Origin of the sequence: Pseudomonas viridiflava (genome assembly GCF_900602065.1) — a bacterium.
GTDB lineage: Bacteria > Pseudomonadota > Gammaproteobacteria > Pseudomonadales > Pseudomonadaceae > Aquipseudomonas.
In genome coordinates, this window is record NZ_UWFN01000181.1 from 189,707 (window position 1) to 205,659 (window position 15,953).

General features: G+C 57.5%; 17 protein-coding genes and 1 pseudogene. 5 read left to right on the forward strand and 13 right to left on the reverse strand.

Annotation, left to right across the window (positions count from 1 at the left end; genetic code table 11):
* Positions 1-266: 266 nt before the first annotated feature.
* Positions 267-2,045 (forward strand): acyl-CoA dehydrogenase C-terminal domain-containing protein, encoded by a 1,779-nt coding sequence (locus tag EE949_RS09975; protein WP_122664122.1) that lies wholly within the window; start codon positions 267-269, stop codon positions 2,043-2,045.
* 377 nt (positions 2,046-2,422) lie between these two features.
* A complete protein-coding gene (locus tag EE949_RS09980; protein WP_049826708.1) occupies positions 2,423-2,584 on the forward strand; it encodes a YqaE/Pmp3 family membrane protein in 162 nt (53 codons plus the stop codon).
* 111 nt (positions 2,585-2,695) lie between these two features.
* On the opposite strand, the gene EE949_RS30225 is transcribed toward EE949_RS09980, so the two are convergent.
* The 12 genes and pseudogenes from EE949_RS30225 to ubiE form a co-directional block, all read right to left on the reverse strand.
* Positions 2,696-3,412, reverse strand: coding sequence for a methyl-accepting chemotaxis protein (locus tag EE949_RS30225; RefSeq protein WP_430735974.1), 717 nt, complete (start codon positions 3,410-3,412; stop codon positions 2,696-2,698).
* Positions 3,398-4,639 (reverse strand): annotated as a pseudogene (locus tag EE949_RS30230) (methyl-accepting chemotaxis protein); the annotation flags it as partial. The gene EE949_RS30225 and the pseudogene EE949_RS30230, both read right to left, overlap by 15 nt.
* Before the next feature lie 276 nt (positions 4,640-4,915).
* Positions 4,916-6,829 (reverse strand): methyl-accepting chemotaxis protein, encoded by a 1,914-nt coding sequence (locus tag EE949_RS09990; RefSeq protein WP_122664124.1) that lies wholly within the window; start codon positions 6,827-6,829, stop codon positions 4,916-4,918.
* Between the two features lie 198 nt (positions 6,830-7,027).
* Entirely contained in the window at positions 7,028-7,735 is a 708-nt protein-coding gene (locus tag EE949_RS09995) for a 16S rRNA (uracil(1498)-N(3))-methyltransferase (RefSeq protein ID WP_122664125.1), read from the reverse strand.
* Complete coding sequence (gene tatC, locus EE949_RS10000) at positions 7,732-8,526, reverse strand: twin-arginine translocase subunit TatC (RefSeq protein WP_122664126.1); 795 nt, start codon at positions 8,524-8,526, stop codon at positions 7,732-7,734. Before tatC ends, EE949_RS09995 begins: the two co-directional genes overlap by 4 nt.
* The gene (gene tatB, locus EE949_RS10005; RefSeq protein WP_122664127.1) at positions 8,523-9,014 is read right to left on the reverse strand and encodes a Sec-independent protein translocase protein TatB; all 492 of its coding nucleotides are present in this window, start codon (positions 9,012-9,014) and stop codon (positions 8,523-8,525) included. The genes tatC and tatB overlap by 4 nt, the downstream gene beginning before the upstream one ends.
* 10 nt (positions 9,015-9,024) lie before the next feature.
* Positions 9,025-9,297 carry a twin-arginine translocase TatA/TatE family subunit gene (locus tag EE949_RS10010; protein ID WP_027901648.1) on the reverse strand — a complete coding sequence of 91 codons (273 nt, stop codon included), beginning with the start codon at positions 9,295-9,297 and terminating at the stop codon, positions 9,025-9,027.
* A 41-nt stretch (positions 9,298-9,338) separates the two neighbouring features.
* Entirely contained in the window at positions 9,339-9,671 is a 333-nt protein-coding gene (locus tag EE949_RS10015) for a phosphoribosyl-ATP diphosphatase (protein ID WP_122664128.1), read from the reverse strand.
* A 3-nt stretch (positions 9,672-9,674) separates the two neighbouring features.
* Positions 9,675-10,067 carry a phosphoribosyl-AMP cyclohydrolase gene (gene hisI / locus EE949_RS10020; RefSeq protein WP_122664129.1) on the reverse strand — a complete coding sequence of 131 codons (393 nt, stop codon included), beginning with the start codon at positions 10,065-10,067 and terminating at the stop codon, positions 9,675-9,677.
* Between the two features lie 68 nt (positions 10,068-10,135).
* Positions 10,136-11,755, reverse strand: coding sequence for a ubiquinone biosynthesis regulatory protein kinase UbiB (ubiB, locus tag EE949_RS10025; protein WP_122664130.1), 1,620 nt, complete (start codon positions 11,753-11,755; stop codon positions 10,136-10,138).
* On the reverse strand, positions 11,752-12,375 hold the full coding sequence (locus tag EE949_RS10030) for a ubiquinone biosynthesis accessory factor UbiJ (RefSeq protein WP_122664131.1): 624 nt from the start codon (positions 12,373-12,375) through the stop codon (positions 11,752-11,754). Before EE949_RS10030 ends, ubiB begins: the two co-directional genes overlap by 4 nt.
* On the reverse strand, positions 12,375-13,145 hold the full coding sequence (gene ubiE, locus EE949_RS10035) for a bifunctional demethylmenaquinone methyltransferase/2-methoxy-6-polyprenyl-1,4-benzoquinol methylase UbiE (protein WP_122664132.1): 771 nt from the start codon (positions 13,143-13,145) through the stop codon (positions 12,375-12,377). The genes EE949_RS10030 and ubiE overlap by 1 nt, the downstream gene beginning before the upstream one ends.
* A 143-nt stretch (positions 13,146-13,288) precedes the next feature.
* Between ubiE and EE949_RS10040 the strand changes: the two genes are divergently transcribed.
* The 3 genes from EE949_RS10040 (at position 13,289) to EE949_RS10050 (ending at position 15,140) form a co-directional block, all read left to right on the forward strand.
* Complete coding sequence (locus tag EE949_RS10040) at positions 13,289-13,567, forward strand: polyhydroxyalkanoic acid system family protein (protein WP_122664133.1); 279 nt, start codon at positions 13,289-13,291, stop codon at positions 13,565-13,567.
* A gap of 279 nt (positions 13,568-13,846) precedes the next feature.
* A complete protein-coding gene (locus tag EE949_RS10045) occupies positions 13,847-14,272 on the forward strand; it encodes a phasin family protein (protein ID WP_122664134.1) in 426 nt (141 codons plus the stop codon).
* A 10-nt stretch (positions 14,273-14,282) separates the two neighbouring features.
* Complete coding sequence (locus EE949_RS10050; RefSeq protein WP_122664135.1) at positions 14,283-15,140, forward strand: phasin family protein; 858 nt, start codon at positions 14,283-14,285, stop codon at positions 15,138-15,140.
* A gap of 185 nt (positions 15,141-15,325) precedes the next feature.
* On the opposite strand, the gene EE949_RS10055 is transcribed toward EE949_RS10050, so the two are convergent.
* On the reverse strand, positions 15,326-15,940 hold the full coding sequence (locus EE949_RS10055) for a TetR/AcrR family transcriptional regulator (RefSeq protein ID WP_122664136.1): 615 nt from the start codon (positions 15,938-15,940) through the stop codon (positions 15,326-15,328).
* Positions 15,941-15,953: the final 13 nt, after the last annotated feature.

The window sequence follows — 15,953 nt, forward strand, 5'->3', positions numbered from 1 at the left end:
CCTACAGATCCCATGCTTGCTGCGAGACAGCGCGGTGTCAGGGACAGCAGGGCGGCTCCTTCAGAAAATGGCATGAGCACAGACAGTCGTGGGTCTCTGACGGTTGCTGTATATTGGTGTGACTTAAGCATGTAATTTGGTCATATATCGACCCTATGTGTCTCTAACGGCGTTGGAGTACACTCGTCCCATCGACACTGACTTCGCGCATTCATCGCGCGATTCCTTCATTCAGACGTACTGCTCCTGTCCCAGTGAGGTTTGCCATGGCTGACTACAAAGCGCCCCTGCGCGATATGCGTTTCGTACTTAATGAAGTCTTCGAGGTCTCGAAGCTTTGGGCGCAGTTGCCAGCGCTGGCCGAAACCGTTGATGCCGAGACAGTCGAAGCGATCCTGGAGGAAGCGGGCAAAGTCACCAGCAAGAGCATCGCGCCGCTGAGCCGCAATGGTGATGAACAAGGCTGCAGCTGGAACGATACTGCCGTCACCACCCCCACTGGATTTCCACAGGCCTATCAAACCTATGCCGAAGGCGGCTGGGTAGGCGTTGGCGGTAATCCTGATTTCGGCGGCATGGGCATGCCTAAAGCCGTTTCGGCTCAAGTAGAGGAAATGCTCAACTCGGCAAGCCTGGCCTTTGGTCTGTATCCGATGCTGACGTCGGGAGCATGTGTTTCGATCAATACCCACGCCACCGAAGAACTCAAGGCGGCTTACCTGCCCAATATGTACTCCGGCGCCTGGTCTGGCTCGATGTGCCTGACTGAAGCGCATGCCGGTACTGATCTGGGCATTATTCGTACGAAGGCCGAGCCTCAGGCCGATGGTTCGTACAAAGTTAGCGGTACGAAGATTTTCATCACCGGTGGCGAGCACGACCTGACCGAAAACATCATCCACCTGGTCCTGGCCAAACTGCCGGATGCTCCTGCTGGGCCTAAAGGCATCTCGCTGTTCCTGGTGCCCAAGTTCATGGTCAATGCCGATGGCAGCCTGGGTGCGCGCAATACCGTGAGCTGCGGCTCTATCGAACACAAGATGGGTATTCAGGCCTCAGCCACCTGCGTGATGAACTTCGACGAAGCGACGGGTTATCTGATCGGTGAGCCGAACAAAGGCCTGGCGGCGATGTTCACCATGATGAACTACGAGCGCCTTGGTGTCGGTATCCAGGGCCTGGCCTCGGGCGAGCGCTCCTATCAGAACGCTATCGAATATGCCCGTGATCGTCTGCAAAGCCGTTCACCGACGGGTGCTAAACAGCCCGAAAAAATGGCTGACCCGATTATCGTGCACCCCGATGTCCGGCGCATGTTGCTGACCATGAAGGCACTCAACGAAGGCGGCCGTGCGTTCTCCACTTACGTGGCCATGCAGCTGGATATCGCCAAATTCAGCGAAGACGATGTCGCGCGGCAGCGGGCTGATGAGCTGGTGGCGTTGTTGACGCCGGTGGCCAAGGCATTTCTGACCGACATGGGGCTGGAAACGACCATTCACGGTCAACAGGTGTTTGGTGGCCATGGTTATATTCGTGAGTGGGGCCAGGAGCAATTGGTGCGTGATGTGCGCATCACCCAGATTTACGAAGGCACTAACGGCATTCAGGCTCTGGATCTGGTCGGTCGCAAGATCGTGGGCAGTGGTGGGGCGTATTACACGCTGTTTGCTGATGAGGTCCGTGGATTCATCGCTGGCTCTGATGCGTCGTTGAGTGAGTTCACCAAGCCATTGGGTGCGGCGCTCGACACGCTGGACGAGTTGACTCACTGGATTCTCGATCGCGCCCGCAATAATCCTCAGGAGATCGGTGCAGCTTCAGTCGAGTACCTGCATGTGTTTGGCTACACCACTTACGCTTACCTGTGGGCGATGATGGCCAAAGCCGCGCTGGGTAAGGAGGCGCAGGAAGATTTCTACGCCAGCAAGCTGGGTACTGCGCGTTTCTACTTTGCTCGCTTGTTGCCGCGTATCCACTCGTTGAGCGCGTCGGTCAAGGCGGGAAGTGAGTCGCTGTTCCTGCTGGATGCGGCGCAATTTTGACGACAAAAGCTTTGTAAGCATTTGCTTACAGTACGTGGTGCTGTTTCGCCTCTATCGCTGTAATGGATCCAAAGTTAATCTTTGTTCTATGGACGTAGCGCAGGAAGCGCAACAAATAACACGGACACGTAAGGATGCCTGCCAGGATGGTGGGGAGAAATGGATGTCAGGGAAACAGTCTGCAAAACCCCGCCTAGGCGGGGTTTTCTTATTGGGGGGAATTTAACTGCAGGCAAGCTGCGGGCTTGATCGATAGCGTTGGGCACCCAGTTACGTTAGGTAATGGCTTGTTGCCAGATCAAAATGGAACCTCTTTCATCGCCCATGGGTCCATTCGCTGTGTGGCTTACGAGAGCCATTTAATCTGGAGTTAACCCATGGACATTATTCGCATCATTTTCGCAATTCTGCTGCCGCCCGTGGGCGTCTTCATGCAAGTTGGTTTCGCCGGCGCGTTCTGGTTGAACATCCTGCTGACGATCCTCGGCTACTTCCCAGGCATCATCCACGCTGTGTACATCATCGCCAGCCGCAAGTGATTCGCTGAACATGTTGGAGCGAAGCTTGCCCGCGAATCTATCGCCTCGGTGTGCCTGAAACGCCGCGTTATCGTTCTTCGCGGGCAAGCCTCGCTCCAACAGATAAACGCGCTAGCCCACCCGAAACTTCGCCACCAGTCCCTGCAAATGCGTGCCCAGGCGCGCCAGTTCGAGGCTGGACGCAGCCGTTTGATCGCTTGCCGCAGCCGTCTGCTCTGAAACATCCCTGACGCTGATAATATTGCGGTTGATCTGCTCGGCCACGGCGCTTTGTTCTTCGCTGGCGGTGGCGATCTGTAGGTTCATGTCCTGAATGGTCGATACAGTGCGGGTAATCTGCTCCAGCGCACTGCCTGCGCGGCGGCTCAGTTGCACGCTGTTGTCGGTCAGGCTGCGGCTGTTATCCAGTGTCGTGGCCACTTGTTGAGTGCCGCTCTGCAGCGCTGCGATCAACTCTTCGATTTCCTCGGTGGACTGTTGGGTGCGTTGCGCCAGACCGCGGACTTCATCGGCAACCACTGCAAAGCCTCGTCCCGCTTCCCCGGCACGCGCTGCCTCAATGGCGGCGTTAAGCGCTAGCAGATTGGTTTGCTGCGAGACTGATTTAATGACATCCAGCACACCGCCAATTTTGTCGCTTTCCAGCTTCAGCAGATTCATGGCCTGAGTGGATTTCTTGACCTCCTCTGCCAACTGCTCAATTTGCCCGATGGCCTGACCGACGACCTGATCACCTTCCCGGGCCTGCTGGTCGGCTTGAGCGGCTGCCTGGGAGGCATCTTGAGCACTGCGCGCTACTTCATGCACAGTTGCAGTCATTTCGTTCATGGCCGCAGCGACTTGATCGGTCTCATCCTTCTGGCTGTTGACCCCGATGCTGGTCTGTTCGGTCACGGCAGACAGTTGCTGCGCCGCATCGGTAATCTGCGCGACGCCCTGGCTGATCCCGCTGATTAACTGCCGCAAGCTGAGCGTCATGGCCTGCATGCTGTCTTGCAGTTGTCCCATTTCGTCCTTGCGCTGAACCTGCAAGTCCTTGCTCAAGTCGCCCTTGGCGATGCGTTCTGCGGCTGCCAGGGTTTCGCGCAGCGGGGCGATGATCTGTTGCGTCATGACCCACGCGGCGAGCAAACCAAGCAGCATGGCCAGTGTGGCCACGCTGCTCAGTGTGGTACGTGAAGCGCCAGCCTCTGTGTCGCGTTGCTGACTTTGCAGGGCAAGCAGTTCGGCGACACTGCTCAGCATCTTGTCACCCAGGTCTTCGAGCGTCTCCTGAGCGGCTTCCACTTTGACCTGAATGTCCTTGAACTGCGTGAGCTGGGCACGATAGCGCTCCAGGGCCTCTTTGGCTGATTGCAGGCCTTTCAGGCTGGTGTCGGCCTGATCCTGGCCAATCTGCTGCACCTCTTTCAATGATTCGTCGATAGCCGCGATAGCCGCTGTTTCGTAGGCCTCGTGCGCAGTGAAGGTGTAGGCCTGCACCTGAAAGCGAGCATTCTGAATCTGCTGCTTGAGTTGCGAGATGTTAGTGAACTCTTCCAGCCGTTCGCCATTGTCCTGTTCCTGGCTAACCGCTTTGAGTACTTCACTCTCGACCAGCGCAACGGCCTGCACCGCTTGTTCCGATTGTTGCTCAAGCTGGGTTCGGGACAGGTCTCGCCGTTGGTTCTCTTCACTGAGCGTCGTGAAGGTGTGTTCCATGTCGGCGACGATTTTGCTTTGCCCGGCCAGTAGGTTAACGCTGGTGCTGTCGTCGGTCTCTTTACGCAAGGTGGTCAGATGGCTCTCTAGCCCATTGAGCTGATTGACCACTTTGTTCGCGTTTTCAGAGCTGTTTTTCTGGCGATAGATGATGCGGTCAGTCCGCAAATCCTTGGTCATGTTGCTCAGCAGCCCGATGGACGTCAGGGACTCCGAGCGCTCAATCATGGTGTCCAGGCCATGCCAGCCCGTCAGGGTAATCGCCATCGTGAGCATCAGTACCAGGCCGAAACCCAGTGATAACTTGAGTTTTACGCTGGCATTGCCAAGTGTGTGATTGATCCATCGAAACATCGGAAAGCTCCTGCAAATGTGCGAAACAGGTAGGGCCTGGCGAGCCAGGGCCTACGTTGTCAGCGCATCGGCTGGAGGAAGAAGAGCGCGACCTGAACAGGTCGTAGGGGGATTCTGAGTGAAGTGTGTGAATGGAGTTACGCGCCATTTCCGGACACGGCGCGGTCTGTTTGTGGGAGCGGTGCTTGCCCGCGATAAGATCAACTCGATTCTGCAGGTCAATCACCTAAAACTTATCGCGGGCAAGCACCGCTCCCACATAAAAGCCTATAGGCATTAAACCTTGAACTTGCTCACCATCACTTGCAGGTGATTCCCCAGTCGCGCCAGTTCAACACTGGACGCTGCGGTCTCTTCGCTGGCTGCCGAGGTCTGCTCAGAGACGTCGCGCACGTTAAGGATGCTGCGGTTGATCTCTTCGGCGGTGGCGCTCTGTTCTTCTGCCGCGGCGGCAATTTGCTGGTTCATCGCCTGGATCGCCGAAACGGTTTTGGTGATGTTTTCCAGTGAGCTACCGGCACGGCGAGTCAGCTCCACGCTACTGACGGTCAGTTCGCGGCTGTTATCCATGATCGTGGCCACTTGTTGAGTGCCGCTCTGCAGACCTGCAATCAGTTGTTCGATCTCTTCAGTGGACTTTTGAGTGCGCTGGGCAAGGCTGCGCACTTCGTCAGCGACCACCGCGAAACCACGTCCGGCTTCGCCCGCACGTGCGGCTTCGATCGCGGCGTTGAGGGCAAGCAGGTTGGTTTGTTGTGCAACCGACTTGATCACGTCCAGCACGCTGCCAATCTTGTCGCTTTCGCGCTTGAGTTCGTTCATCGCTTCGGTGGAGTTGCCCACTTCCGAGGCAAGACGCTCGATCTGAGTAATCGCTTCGTTAACCACTCGATCACCTTCGCGAGCCTGCTGATCGGCTGCGACGGCCGCTTCAGACGCCTCCTCGGCGTTACGTGCGACTTCCTGCACAGTGGCGGTCATTTCGTGCATTGCGGTGGCCACTTGATCGGTTTCGACCTTCTGGCTGTTGACCCCGGCGCTGGTTTGCTCTGTCACCGCAGACAACTCTTCTGCCGCGCTGGCGATTTGTGTCACTCCGTCACGAATGCCGCTGATCAACTGGCGCAGATTGACGGTCATGCGTTGAATGCTGTTCTGCAACTGACCCATCTCGTCACGGCGATCGACGATCAGATCATGGCTCAGGTCGCCGTTGGCAACGCGCTCGACAATGTTCAGGGTTTGCAGCAATGGAACGACGATCTGACGGGTGATGATCCAGGCCGCGATCGCGCCGAACAGCAGGGCCAGGACGGTGACCAGCGTCAGGGTCGATTTGGCTTTTGAACTCTCCGCTTCGCGCTTCAGGTACTGGTCACCGTTAAGTTTTGCGCTCAGGTCGAGCAGGTCCGTACCTTCTTTGGTCATGGTTGCCAGCGCTTCTTTACTGGCGGCCTGTGCGTCGCGGTATTGATCCACCGCTGACTGATAGGCTTTCAAACCGGCTGTGGCGCCCTGCAGGCCCGACAAGTAGGTCGACGGGATGCTGCCTGCCAGCGTATTGATACCGACCAGCGCTTCATCGATGGCGGCTCTGGCGTTCTTTTCGAACTCCGGTTTACCGCTGTAGGTGTAGCCCCGGACCTGAAAGCGGGCTTGCTGGATCAGTTTGCTGACGCCGACGGCATCGTTGAACTGCACAATGCTGTCGCCCTGCAGCAAAGCTGCTTCGATTTTGTCGATTTCGGCAACAGCTCTGTCGGCGGCATCCCCCATCAAACTCCGGCTGGCTTCACGGGCGGTGATGGCCTTGCTCATTTCGTTGAACGTTTTGCGATAGTCATTGGCCGATTGTTGCTGCTCTTCCAGCCACTGCTGGCTATCGAGGCTGACGACCATGCTGCGCGCTTTCTTGATGCTGGCGTCGACTTTATCGAGGGTGACATTCATGGCTGCAGCAGCTTCAGCGTCGTACTGACGCTCATAGACCAGGCGGCGGATACGCAGCTCCATGGTTTGGTTGGCGACATCCGCGATCGCTCCTAGCTTGTCGCCACGTTCGATCAGTGCTCCGACGCTGAGCCAGCCGGTCACTGTGATCAATGCGGTCAACAGTAAAACCAGGCCGAAACCAAGCCCGAGTTTTAGACGGACGCTCATATTGCCGAGACTTTTGCCGAGCAAACCCATGCGGAACTCCTTGGGATGAACTTGTTATAGGTATTTTCCTACAACATGCATCGGCAGGGAGAAGTCGAACTGAAGGGGGCGTCGTGTCTCAGTAAACGCTGAATCTGTAGGAGCTGTCGAAAGGCTGCGATCACGGTGTATCAGGTCGATTGCTTTCGCAGCCTTCGGCAGCTCTTACAGGCTCCACGTTGCTGTCGGTCAGAACAATCGGGCCAACAGCGCGGTCACCGCTGTCTCAACCCGCAGGATGCGCTCACCAAGTTGCACCGGTTGCAGGCCTGCTTTGCTGAGCAGGTCGACTTCATAGGGGATCCATCCGCCCTCGGGGCCGATGGCCAGGGTGACTTGCCCGGTAACGGCGCGTGGGCACGCGGCGAAGTTGCCGGGATGTCCGACCAGACCCAGAGTCCCCTGGGCCAATTGCGGCAGGCGATCCTCGACAAACGGCTTGAAGCGTTTTTCGATAATGATCTCTGGCAACACACTGTCGCGTGCTTGTTCAAGGCCGAGAATCAGTTGCTCGCGAATGGCTTGGGGCTCAAGGAATGGCGTCTGCCAGAAGCTTTTTTCCACACGATAACTGTTGAGCAGAATGACCTTGGGCACACCCATGGTCGCAACCGTCTGAAACACCCGACGCAGCATTTTCGGGCGGGGCAGGGCCAGTAACAGGGTCAAGGGGAGTTTGGCGGGCGGGGCGCTGTCGAGGTTAACGCGCAACTCGGCTTCATGTGCTTCGAGTCGCAGCAGTTCAGCGCTGCCCAGCAGGCCGTCGATACGGCCTACGCGCAAGGTGTCGCCGACTTCTGCGCGATGCACCTCTTGCATGTGCTTGAGGCGCCGGTCGCGCAGTACGACCCGGTCAGCCGCTACGAAATCGGCGTCTTCGAGAAGCAGCAGATTCACGGCTGAGTCGCGGGCGGCTGGTCTTGTTTGTCTTCTTCGGGCTGGTCATCGGCATGATCACCGCGCTTGGTGATCAGCGAACTGCACAATACCCCGATCTCGAACAACAACCACATCGGCACAGCCAGCAGTGTCTGGGAGAAGATGTCCGGCGGGGTCAGGATCATGCCGACCACGAAGCAGCCAATGATGACGTAAGGGCGAATCTTCTTCAGATACTTCACATCGACGATGCCGATCCAGACCAGCAGCACGACGGCTACCGGGATCTCGAACGCCACGCCAAAGGCGAAGAACAGGGTCATGACGAAGTCCAGATAGCTGGCGATGTCCGTCATCATCGAAACGCCTTCAGGCGTCACGCTGGCGAAGAAGTGGAAAATCAGCGGGAAAACCAGGTAGTAAGCGAACGCCATGCCCGAATAGAACAGGATGATGCTCGACACCAGCAACGGCACCGCGACGCGCTTCTCATGCTTGTACAGGCCCGGTGCGATGAAGCCCCAGATCTGGTGCAGGATCACCGGCATGGCCAGGAACAGCGCCACCATCATGGTCAGCTTGAACGGCGTGATGAACGGTGACGCCACGTCGGTGGCAATCATCGTCGCGCCTTCGGGCAGGAACACCCGAAGCGGTGCCGAAACGAAGGTGTAGATCTTCTGGGTGAAGTAAAACAGGCAGCCAAAGATCACGAAGATCGCCAGGACGCATTTCAGCAGGCGCGAACGGAGTTCTGTGAGGTGCGAGACCAGCGGCATTTGCTGGTCGTTTTCCGGAATATCGCTCATGGGGCTCGCGGTGGCAGTGACGAATCGTTGGCGGAAGATGCGTTGGGTAATGGCGCTGCTGGCGACACGTGCGCAGGTTCAGTCTCGACATGGGGCGTCGGTTCAGCAGCGGGCGTAGTGTCCGCCGGAGCGGCCGGCCCCAGATCAGTGGCAGGTGTCACGGACGGCGTGTTCGGGATGGTCGAAACCACCGGTTCAGCGGGCGCCTGCTCAGTTGCAGGAGCCGGATTGGCCGGGGGCTGCTGCGGCGACATGATCTTGCGCGCTTCTTCTTCCAGCGACAGGATGTGCTCGTTATGCAGTTGCCGACGGATTTCATCGGCGCCTATTTCGCGTTCAACTTCCTGTTTGATCGCATTGAAACTGCGCTTGAGCCGACCGATCCAGAGGCCGGCAGTACGCGCAGCACCCGGCAGACGCTCGGGGCCAAGCACCAACAGGGCGACGAGACCGACCAGCAGCAGTTCAGAGAAGCTGATACCAAACATTCAATACGACCTAGTCTTTGCGGATTGGCTCTTCGACTTTATGCGCTTGCGCGTCGATGGTGTGCGGCTGGTTCAGGGGCGAACCCTGTGGCGCAGCTTGCGGCGGTTGCTGCGGCTGAACAGGTGGTTGCTCGGCAGGCTTTTCATCGTCGTTCATGGCTTTGCGAAAGCCCTTGATCGACTCACCGACATCGCTGCCCAGACCCTTGAGCTTTTTGGTGCCGAATACCAGTACCACGACAACCAGGATGACGATCCAGTGTTTCCAGTCAAAAATACCCATGAAGCAATCCTCGTAGAAATTTCAAGCTCGAAAAGTGAAAGTCAGTCAGCGGTGCGTGCGGCTTTTTCCGCATGCCCGGACAAGCCGAAACGACGGTCCAGTTCATCGAGCACTGCCTGTGGATGCTGACCGAGTGATGCAAGCATCACCATGCTGTGGAACCAGAGGTCAGCGGTTTCGTAGATGACATCGCTGCAATCGCCGCTGACAGCGGCATCCTTGGCTGCAATGATGGTTTCGACCGACTCTTCGCCGACCTTCTCCAGAATCTTGTTCAATCCCTTGTGATACAGGCTGGCGACATAAGAACTGTCGGCAGCGGCACCTTTGCGCGACTCCAGCACTTCGGCCAGGCGGGTCAAGGTATCAGTCATGTTTCAGTGTCCTGCGTGATAAATAGCTTCAGGATCTTTCAGAACCGGTTCAACGGTCTTCCAGGTGGCGTCTTCATAGACGCGGTAGAAGCAGCTTTCGCGCCCGGTATGGCAAGCGATGCCGCCGATCTGCTCGACCATCAGGATGATCACATCGGCGTCGCAGTCCAGACGCAGCTCATGCAGCTTCTGCACATGGCCCGATTCTTCGCCTTTGCGCCAGAGTTTGCCACGCGAACGCGACCAATAGATTGCACGATTCTCTGCGGCAGTCAGGCTGAGGGCCTCGCGGTTCATCCACGCCATCATCAGAACGCGTCCGGTCTTGTGATCCTGAGCAATGGCAGGCACCAGACCGTCGCTGTCCCACTTGATTTCGTCCAGCCAGTCTTTCATATCTACTCCGGCAGCCGGGCTTCAGGCCTCGGCGGATTCAACAGTGTGCCAGCGGTCAGCGCTGCTGGCTATCGGCGGATGACCAGATACAGGCCAGCCACCAGCATGATCCAGGCGGGCCAGGCGATCGGCGCCACCAGTGCAGTGCCTTCAGCGAACAGCGTCGAGGCCATTACCGCACCGCCGCCCAGCAACACTGAACCCAGCAAGCGCAACGCCCAGCCATCACCGCGCTCGCGCCAGGGCGGCGGCGGATCGGCCTTGTGCGGTTGCGACATGCGCTCCAGCAGGTCACGTGTCATGTTGGCCAGGTGAGGTATTTGCTCGACCTGAGACTGCAGATTGCCGAACAACGTTTTCGGGCTGACGCGTTCACGCATCCAGCGCTCCAGAAACGGCTGTGCGGTGCTCCACAGATCCAGATCGGGATACAACTGACGGCCAAGCCCCTCGATGTTCAACAGGGTCTTCTGCAGCAGAACGAGCTGCGGCTGGACTTCCATGTTAAAGCGCCGGGCAGTCTGGAACAGGCGCATCAGTACCTGGCCGAAGGAAATATCCTTGAGCGGCTTCTCGAAAATCGGCTCGCATACGGTGCGAATCGCAGCTTCAAACTCATTGAGTTTGGTTTCCGCAGGCACCCAGCCCGAATCAATGTGCAACTGCGCAACGCGACGATAATCACGTTTAAAAAAGGCAAACAGGTTACGAGCCAGATAATCCTGATCTTCCGGCGTCAGGCTGCCGACGATCCCGCAGTCGATGGCAATGTACTGCGGGCTCCACGGGTTGACCGTGCTGACGAAAATATTGCCGGGGTGCATGTCGGCATGGAAGAAACTATCGCGGAATACCTGGGTGAAAAAAATCTCCACGCCACGCTCGGCCAGTAATTTCATGTCGGTGCGCTGGTCAGCCAGGGTGGCCAAATCGTTGACCTGAATCCCGTAGATGCGCTCCATGACCAGCACTTTCGGGCGGCACCAGTCCCAGTACACCTGAGGCACGTAAAGCAGTTCCGAGCCTTCGAAGTTACGACGCAACTGGCTTGAGTTGGCCGCCTCGCGGAGCAAATCCAGCTCGTCGTAAATGGTCTTCTCGTAGTCGGCAACCACGTCGACCGGGTGCAGCAGACGGGCGTCAGCGGACATGCGCTCAGCGGTACGGGCCAGAATGAACAGCCAGGCGAGGTCCTGGCCGATGACCGGCTTGAGGCCCGGACGCACAACTTTTACTACCACTTCCTCGCCACTTTTCAGTTGCGCCGCGTGGACCTGCGCCACCGAAGCTGAGGCCAGCGGTGTTACGTCAAAACGACTGAACACCTCACTGATTTTCGCACCCAGTTGTTCCTCGATCAGTTTGATCGCCACTTGTGGGTCGAACGGCGGAACGCGATCCTGCAGCAGCATCAGTTCGTCGGCGATGTCCTCGGGCAGAAGATCGCGACGGGTAGACAGTATTTGCCCGAACTTGATGAAGATGGGACCAAGATCCTGCAGCGCCAGACGCAGGCGCGCCCCTCTAGGCAACTCGGCGTTATTGCGCGGCAGCAAGCGCCACGGCATGACAAAACGCGTGGCTTTCATCCACCAAGGCAGCGGCAGAGCGAACAGCAAGTCATCGAGACGGTAGCGGATCACGACACGCTGGATACGAAACAAACGGCGGACGGCAAGCAGCTTCATGCGTTATCGCTGGAGTCAGAGGATTGGGCGAGACGCTCAAAGCGCGCCTCAAGGCGTTCCAGATCAAGTTTGATCCGGTCTAGTTCGGCAAAACGTGCTTCGGCTTCGTGTTTCCCCACCAGGGTGCGCGACTCTTCGTTCAAATAGTCCGCAAGGCTCTGGCTGAGGTTGGTGAAGCTGTCTTTGCTCCAGCGTGCGCGGCTGCGCAGGTGATCACCCAGCAACGTAGTGGCTACCGGGCCGAGCCAGCGGGACAGCTCGTATTCCCAGTCCAGTTCGAGATCCTGAAGGATTCCGACCAGTTCCAGCAGCACACCACTGTCGCCGTCCAGTTCGACATCGGGACCATGCAGCACCGCGCTCTTGTCCTGGCTCACAGCCAGCCTCAGCAGGCTGGCCGCAGGCGCGCGCAGTGTGCAATCGGCCTCGACCTCCCAGTGAGAGGCCAGCAGCAGGCCTTCATCGCTGGGCATGATGAACAGCGTCAGCGACGGGTTACGGCAATCCACCGCAATCACTTTGCCCGACAGACGCTCAAGGCGTGGCAATGCGGTGCTGTCCAGACGCAACACGCGGTTGATGCCGTGCTCGACGCTGGCGAGCAAGCCGCTGAGCAACATCAGGGTTTGATGCCGCGATGCAGTGCCACGACGCCTGCGGTCATGTTGTGATAGGTCACACGGTCAAAACCGGCTTCGACCATCATCGACTTCAGGGTTTCCTGATTCGGGTGCATGCGGATCGATTCAGCCAGATAGCGATAGCTTTCCGAGTCATTGGTGACCAGCTTGCCCATCAACGGCATGAACGCGAAGGAGTAGGCGTCATAAGCCTTGGACATCAGCTTGTTGGTCGGCTTGGAGAATTCGAGCACCAGCAGGCGACCGCCTGGCTTGAGTACACGCAGCATCGAGCGCAGCGCATCTTCCTTGTGGGTCACGTTACGCAGGCCGAAAGCGATGGTCACGCAGTCAAAATGGTTGTCAGGGAACGGCAGTTTTTCAGCGTCGGCCTGAACGAATTTGACGTTGCCTGCCACGCCCAGGTCCAGTAGACGGTCGCGACCGACCTTGAGCATGGACGCGTTGATGTCAGCCAGCACCACTTCGCCGGTTGGGCCGACCAAGTGAGAAAACTTCCTGGTCAGGTCGCCTGTACCGCCCGCGATATCCAGCACGCGATTGCCGGTACGAACGCCGGAGAGTTCGATTGCGAAGCGCTTCCAGAGGCGATGCATGCCGCCGGACAGCAGGTCGTTCATCAGGTCGTACTTGGCTGCGACGGAGTGGAACACCTCCGCAACTTTCTCGGCCTTCTGGCTTTCCGGCACGTTTTTGTAGCCGAAGTGAGTAGTAGGTTCGGCATCGCTGCCTTTGCGCGGATCATTCATATCGCGTTCACCGGAATAAAGTGTTGCCATTCTAATCGTCGTGGCTGGCTTTGTCTTGACAAGGCTCACCGCCAACAGTTTCTTCATCCGGGGTGGCTGGTATAGTTGCCCCACGATTGACCTTGCGCTGGAGGAGCCCCTGGATGGCCAAAATTACTGTTGAACGCCCGCATTCGCTGGGTAAGGAAAAGGCTCGCGAGAAGGCCGAGTTGCTGGTCCAGAAGCTGGCCGACAAATACGGTATCGAACACGAATGGAACGGCGACGTCGTCAAGCTGGAGGGCAAGGGCGCCAAAGGTACTGTTGATGTCGAGGACGCGCTGGTGCGCGTTAACCTGGAGCTGAATTTTTTCCTGTCAGCCATGAGCGGGCAGATTCAGGCAGAGGTCGAGCGGCAACTGGATAAAGCGCTGGTTGCTTGAGTCATACCACCGATTAAACAAAAGACGCAGATCTCGTGGGAGCGAATTCATTCGCGAAAGCAGTATTTCAGTCGATGAAGATGCATTGGATGTACTGGCCTCTTCGCGAATGAATTCGCTCCCACAGGGGCAAACTCAGCCAATTCCTACTCCCCGTTCCTACACCCCTTCAACATCACCCAAACCTAGGGTGAGCATTCTAATTTTTCCGGCTAATTTCGTGTCCATGCCCCGTTGTCCCTGGGGGCGATCCTCAAACATTCGAGCGTGAGGTTCATCATGGCCAAAGTTACGTTGAAGAAAAAAGTCAAAGACGTAGAAACCAAGTCGGTCTCCGACGTCCGCCTTTATGCCCGCAAGGTCTGGCTTGCGGGGCTGGGCGCCTACTCCTGGGCGGGTCAGGAAGGCGCTGAGTACTTCAAGGAGCTGGTCAAAGTTGGCGAGCAAACCGAGAAGAAAGCCAAGCAGGTGATCGACGACAAGGTTGATGCTGCCAACAGCGAGATCGATTCCGCTAAAAGCGAGCTGACATCGGTCAAGGGGCGAGTCGAGTTGCAGCTCGATAAAATCGAAAGCGCATTCGATCGGCGGGTCGCCAGCGCCTTGAATCGCATAGGCATACCGTCTAAACATGATGTGGACACACTCTCTGCTAAGCTCGATGAGCTGACGGCATTGCTTGAACGTGTCGCGCGTAAACAATAAGGAGAGCAGGATGGCTGGCAAGAAAAAAATCGAGAAAGAAGGCAGCTCCTGGATTGGCGAGGTCGAGAAGTACTCCCGCCAAATCTGGCTGGCTGGTTTAGGCGCTTACTCCAAGATCAGTAATGACGGCAGTAAGCTTTTTGAAACGCTGGTTAAAGATGGCGAAAAAGCTGAAAAACAGACCAAGGTCGAAGTCGAGAAACAAGTCGATTCGGCCAAGGACTCTGCCAAGGCTGCGAAGTCCCGCGTGGGTGATGTCAAAGACCTCGCCTTGGGCAAATGGAGTGAGCTGGAAGGGGCTTTCGACAAGCGTCTGAACAGCGCCATTTCGCGCCTCGGCGTACCGAGCCGCAACGAAGTCAAAGCGTTGCACAGCAAGGTTGATCTGCTGACCAAGCAGATCGAGAAGCTGACAGGTGCGTCGGTAACTCCTGTTTCAAAAGCGCCTGTTTCCAGAGCATCGACCACCAAGGCAGCGGCTTCGAAGCCTGCCCCTAAAACCACCGCCAAACCGCTGGTAAAAGCAGCTGCGAAACCAGTCGCCAAGGCCGCCGATAAAGTTGCCGCGAAAACCGCAGCAGCCAAACCGGCAGTCAAGGCCGCGGCAGCCAAACCCGTTGCTGCGGCGAACAAGGCCGCTACTAAAACAGCGACCAAAGCCAAATCTGTAGCAGCCAGCAAACCGGCTGCGGCGAAGAAACCGGCCGCTGCCAGGAAACCTGCGGCACCGAAAGCGGCACCGAAGGCAGCCGCCAAACCGGCTCCGAAACCCGCTGCCACACCAGCAGCAACACCTGCACCCGCTGCGACCAATACCGCCGCAGCACCGGCATCGACCGCACCGTCGACACCGGCCGGCCAGTCCTGATTCAAGGGCTGTAATGCAAAAGCCCGACCTGCGAAAAGCAGGTCGGGCTTTTTTATGCCCCCGGTCCGAGGCGAACACAGATTCTGTAGGAGCGAGCTTGCTCGCGATGGCGGTCTGTCAGTCGATGAATATATCGACTGTGTTGGCGCTATCGCGAGCAAGCTCGCTCCTACAGAAAATGCATTTCAATTCTCCAGATAATGCATCGCCAATTGCTGCGCCGCATGCCGTGAACCCTGCGTCAGGTGTGGCGCGACAAGCATCATGATCTGGTAGACCACCACCCGCACTTCAGCTTCGCGACCCAGAATCCGTTGGTAGTCCAGCGAGAACAGAAGGGTCATGGTGATTTGCTCCACCAGTTGCCCCAGGGCCTGGGTATCGCTGACGACCTGGCCCTCAGCCTTCAGGCGAGCCAGCAACGACGCCAGTGTGCGCTTGAGGCTATTGAGCAGGTTGCGAATACCGCGAGCCAGTTTGGGTAATCGCCCCGCCAGGTTGGACAAGTCCTGAAACAGGAAGCGGTAAGCCGCCAACCGCTCAACGATCAGGTGCAGGAACAACCAGTAATCCTCGGCGGCCAGTTGTGCATCTTCGGGTGGGTTCAACAGTGGCGAAAGCTCTGCCTGGAAACGCTCGAACAGGCCGAGCACCAACGGCTCCTTGCCGTGAAAGTGGTAGTAAAGATTGCCGGGGCTGATCCCTAGTTCGTTGGCAATTTCCAGCGTGGAAACATTAGGCTCACCCTGCTGATTGAACAACGTCAGGGCACATTCAAGGATTCGGTCGCGGGTTTTCATCCGGTCTTCTTGT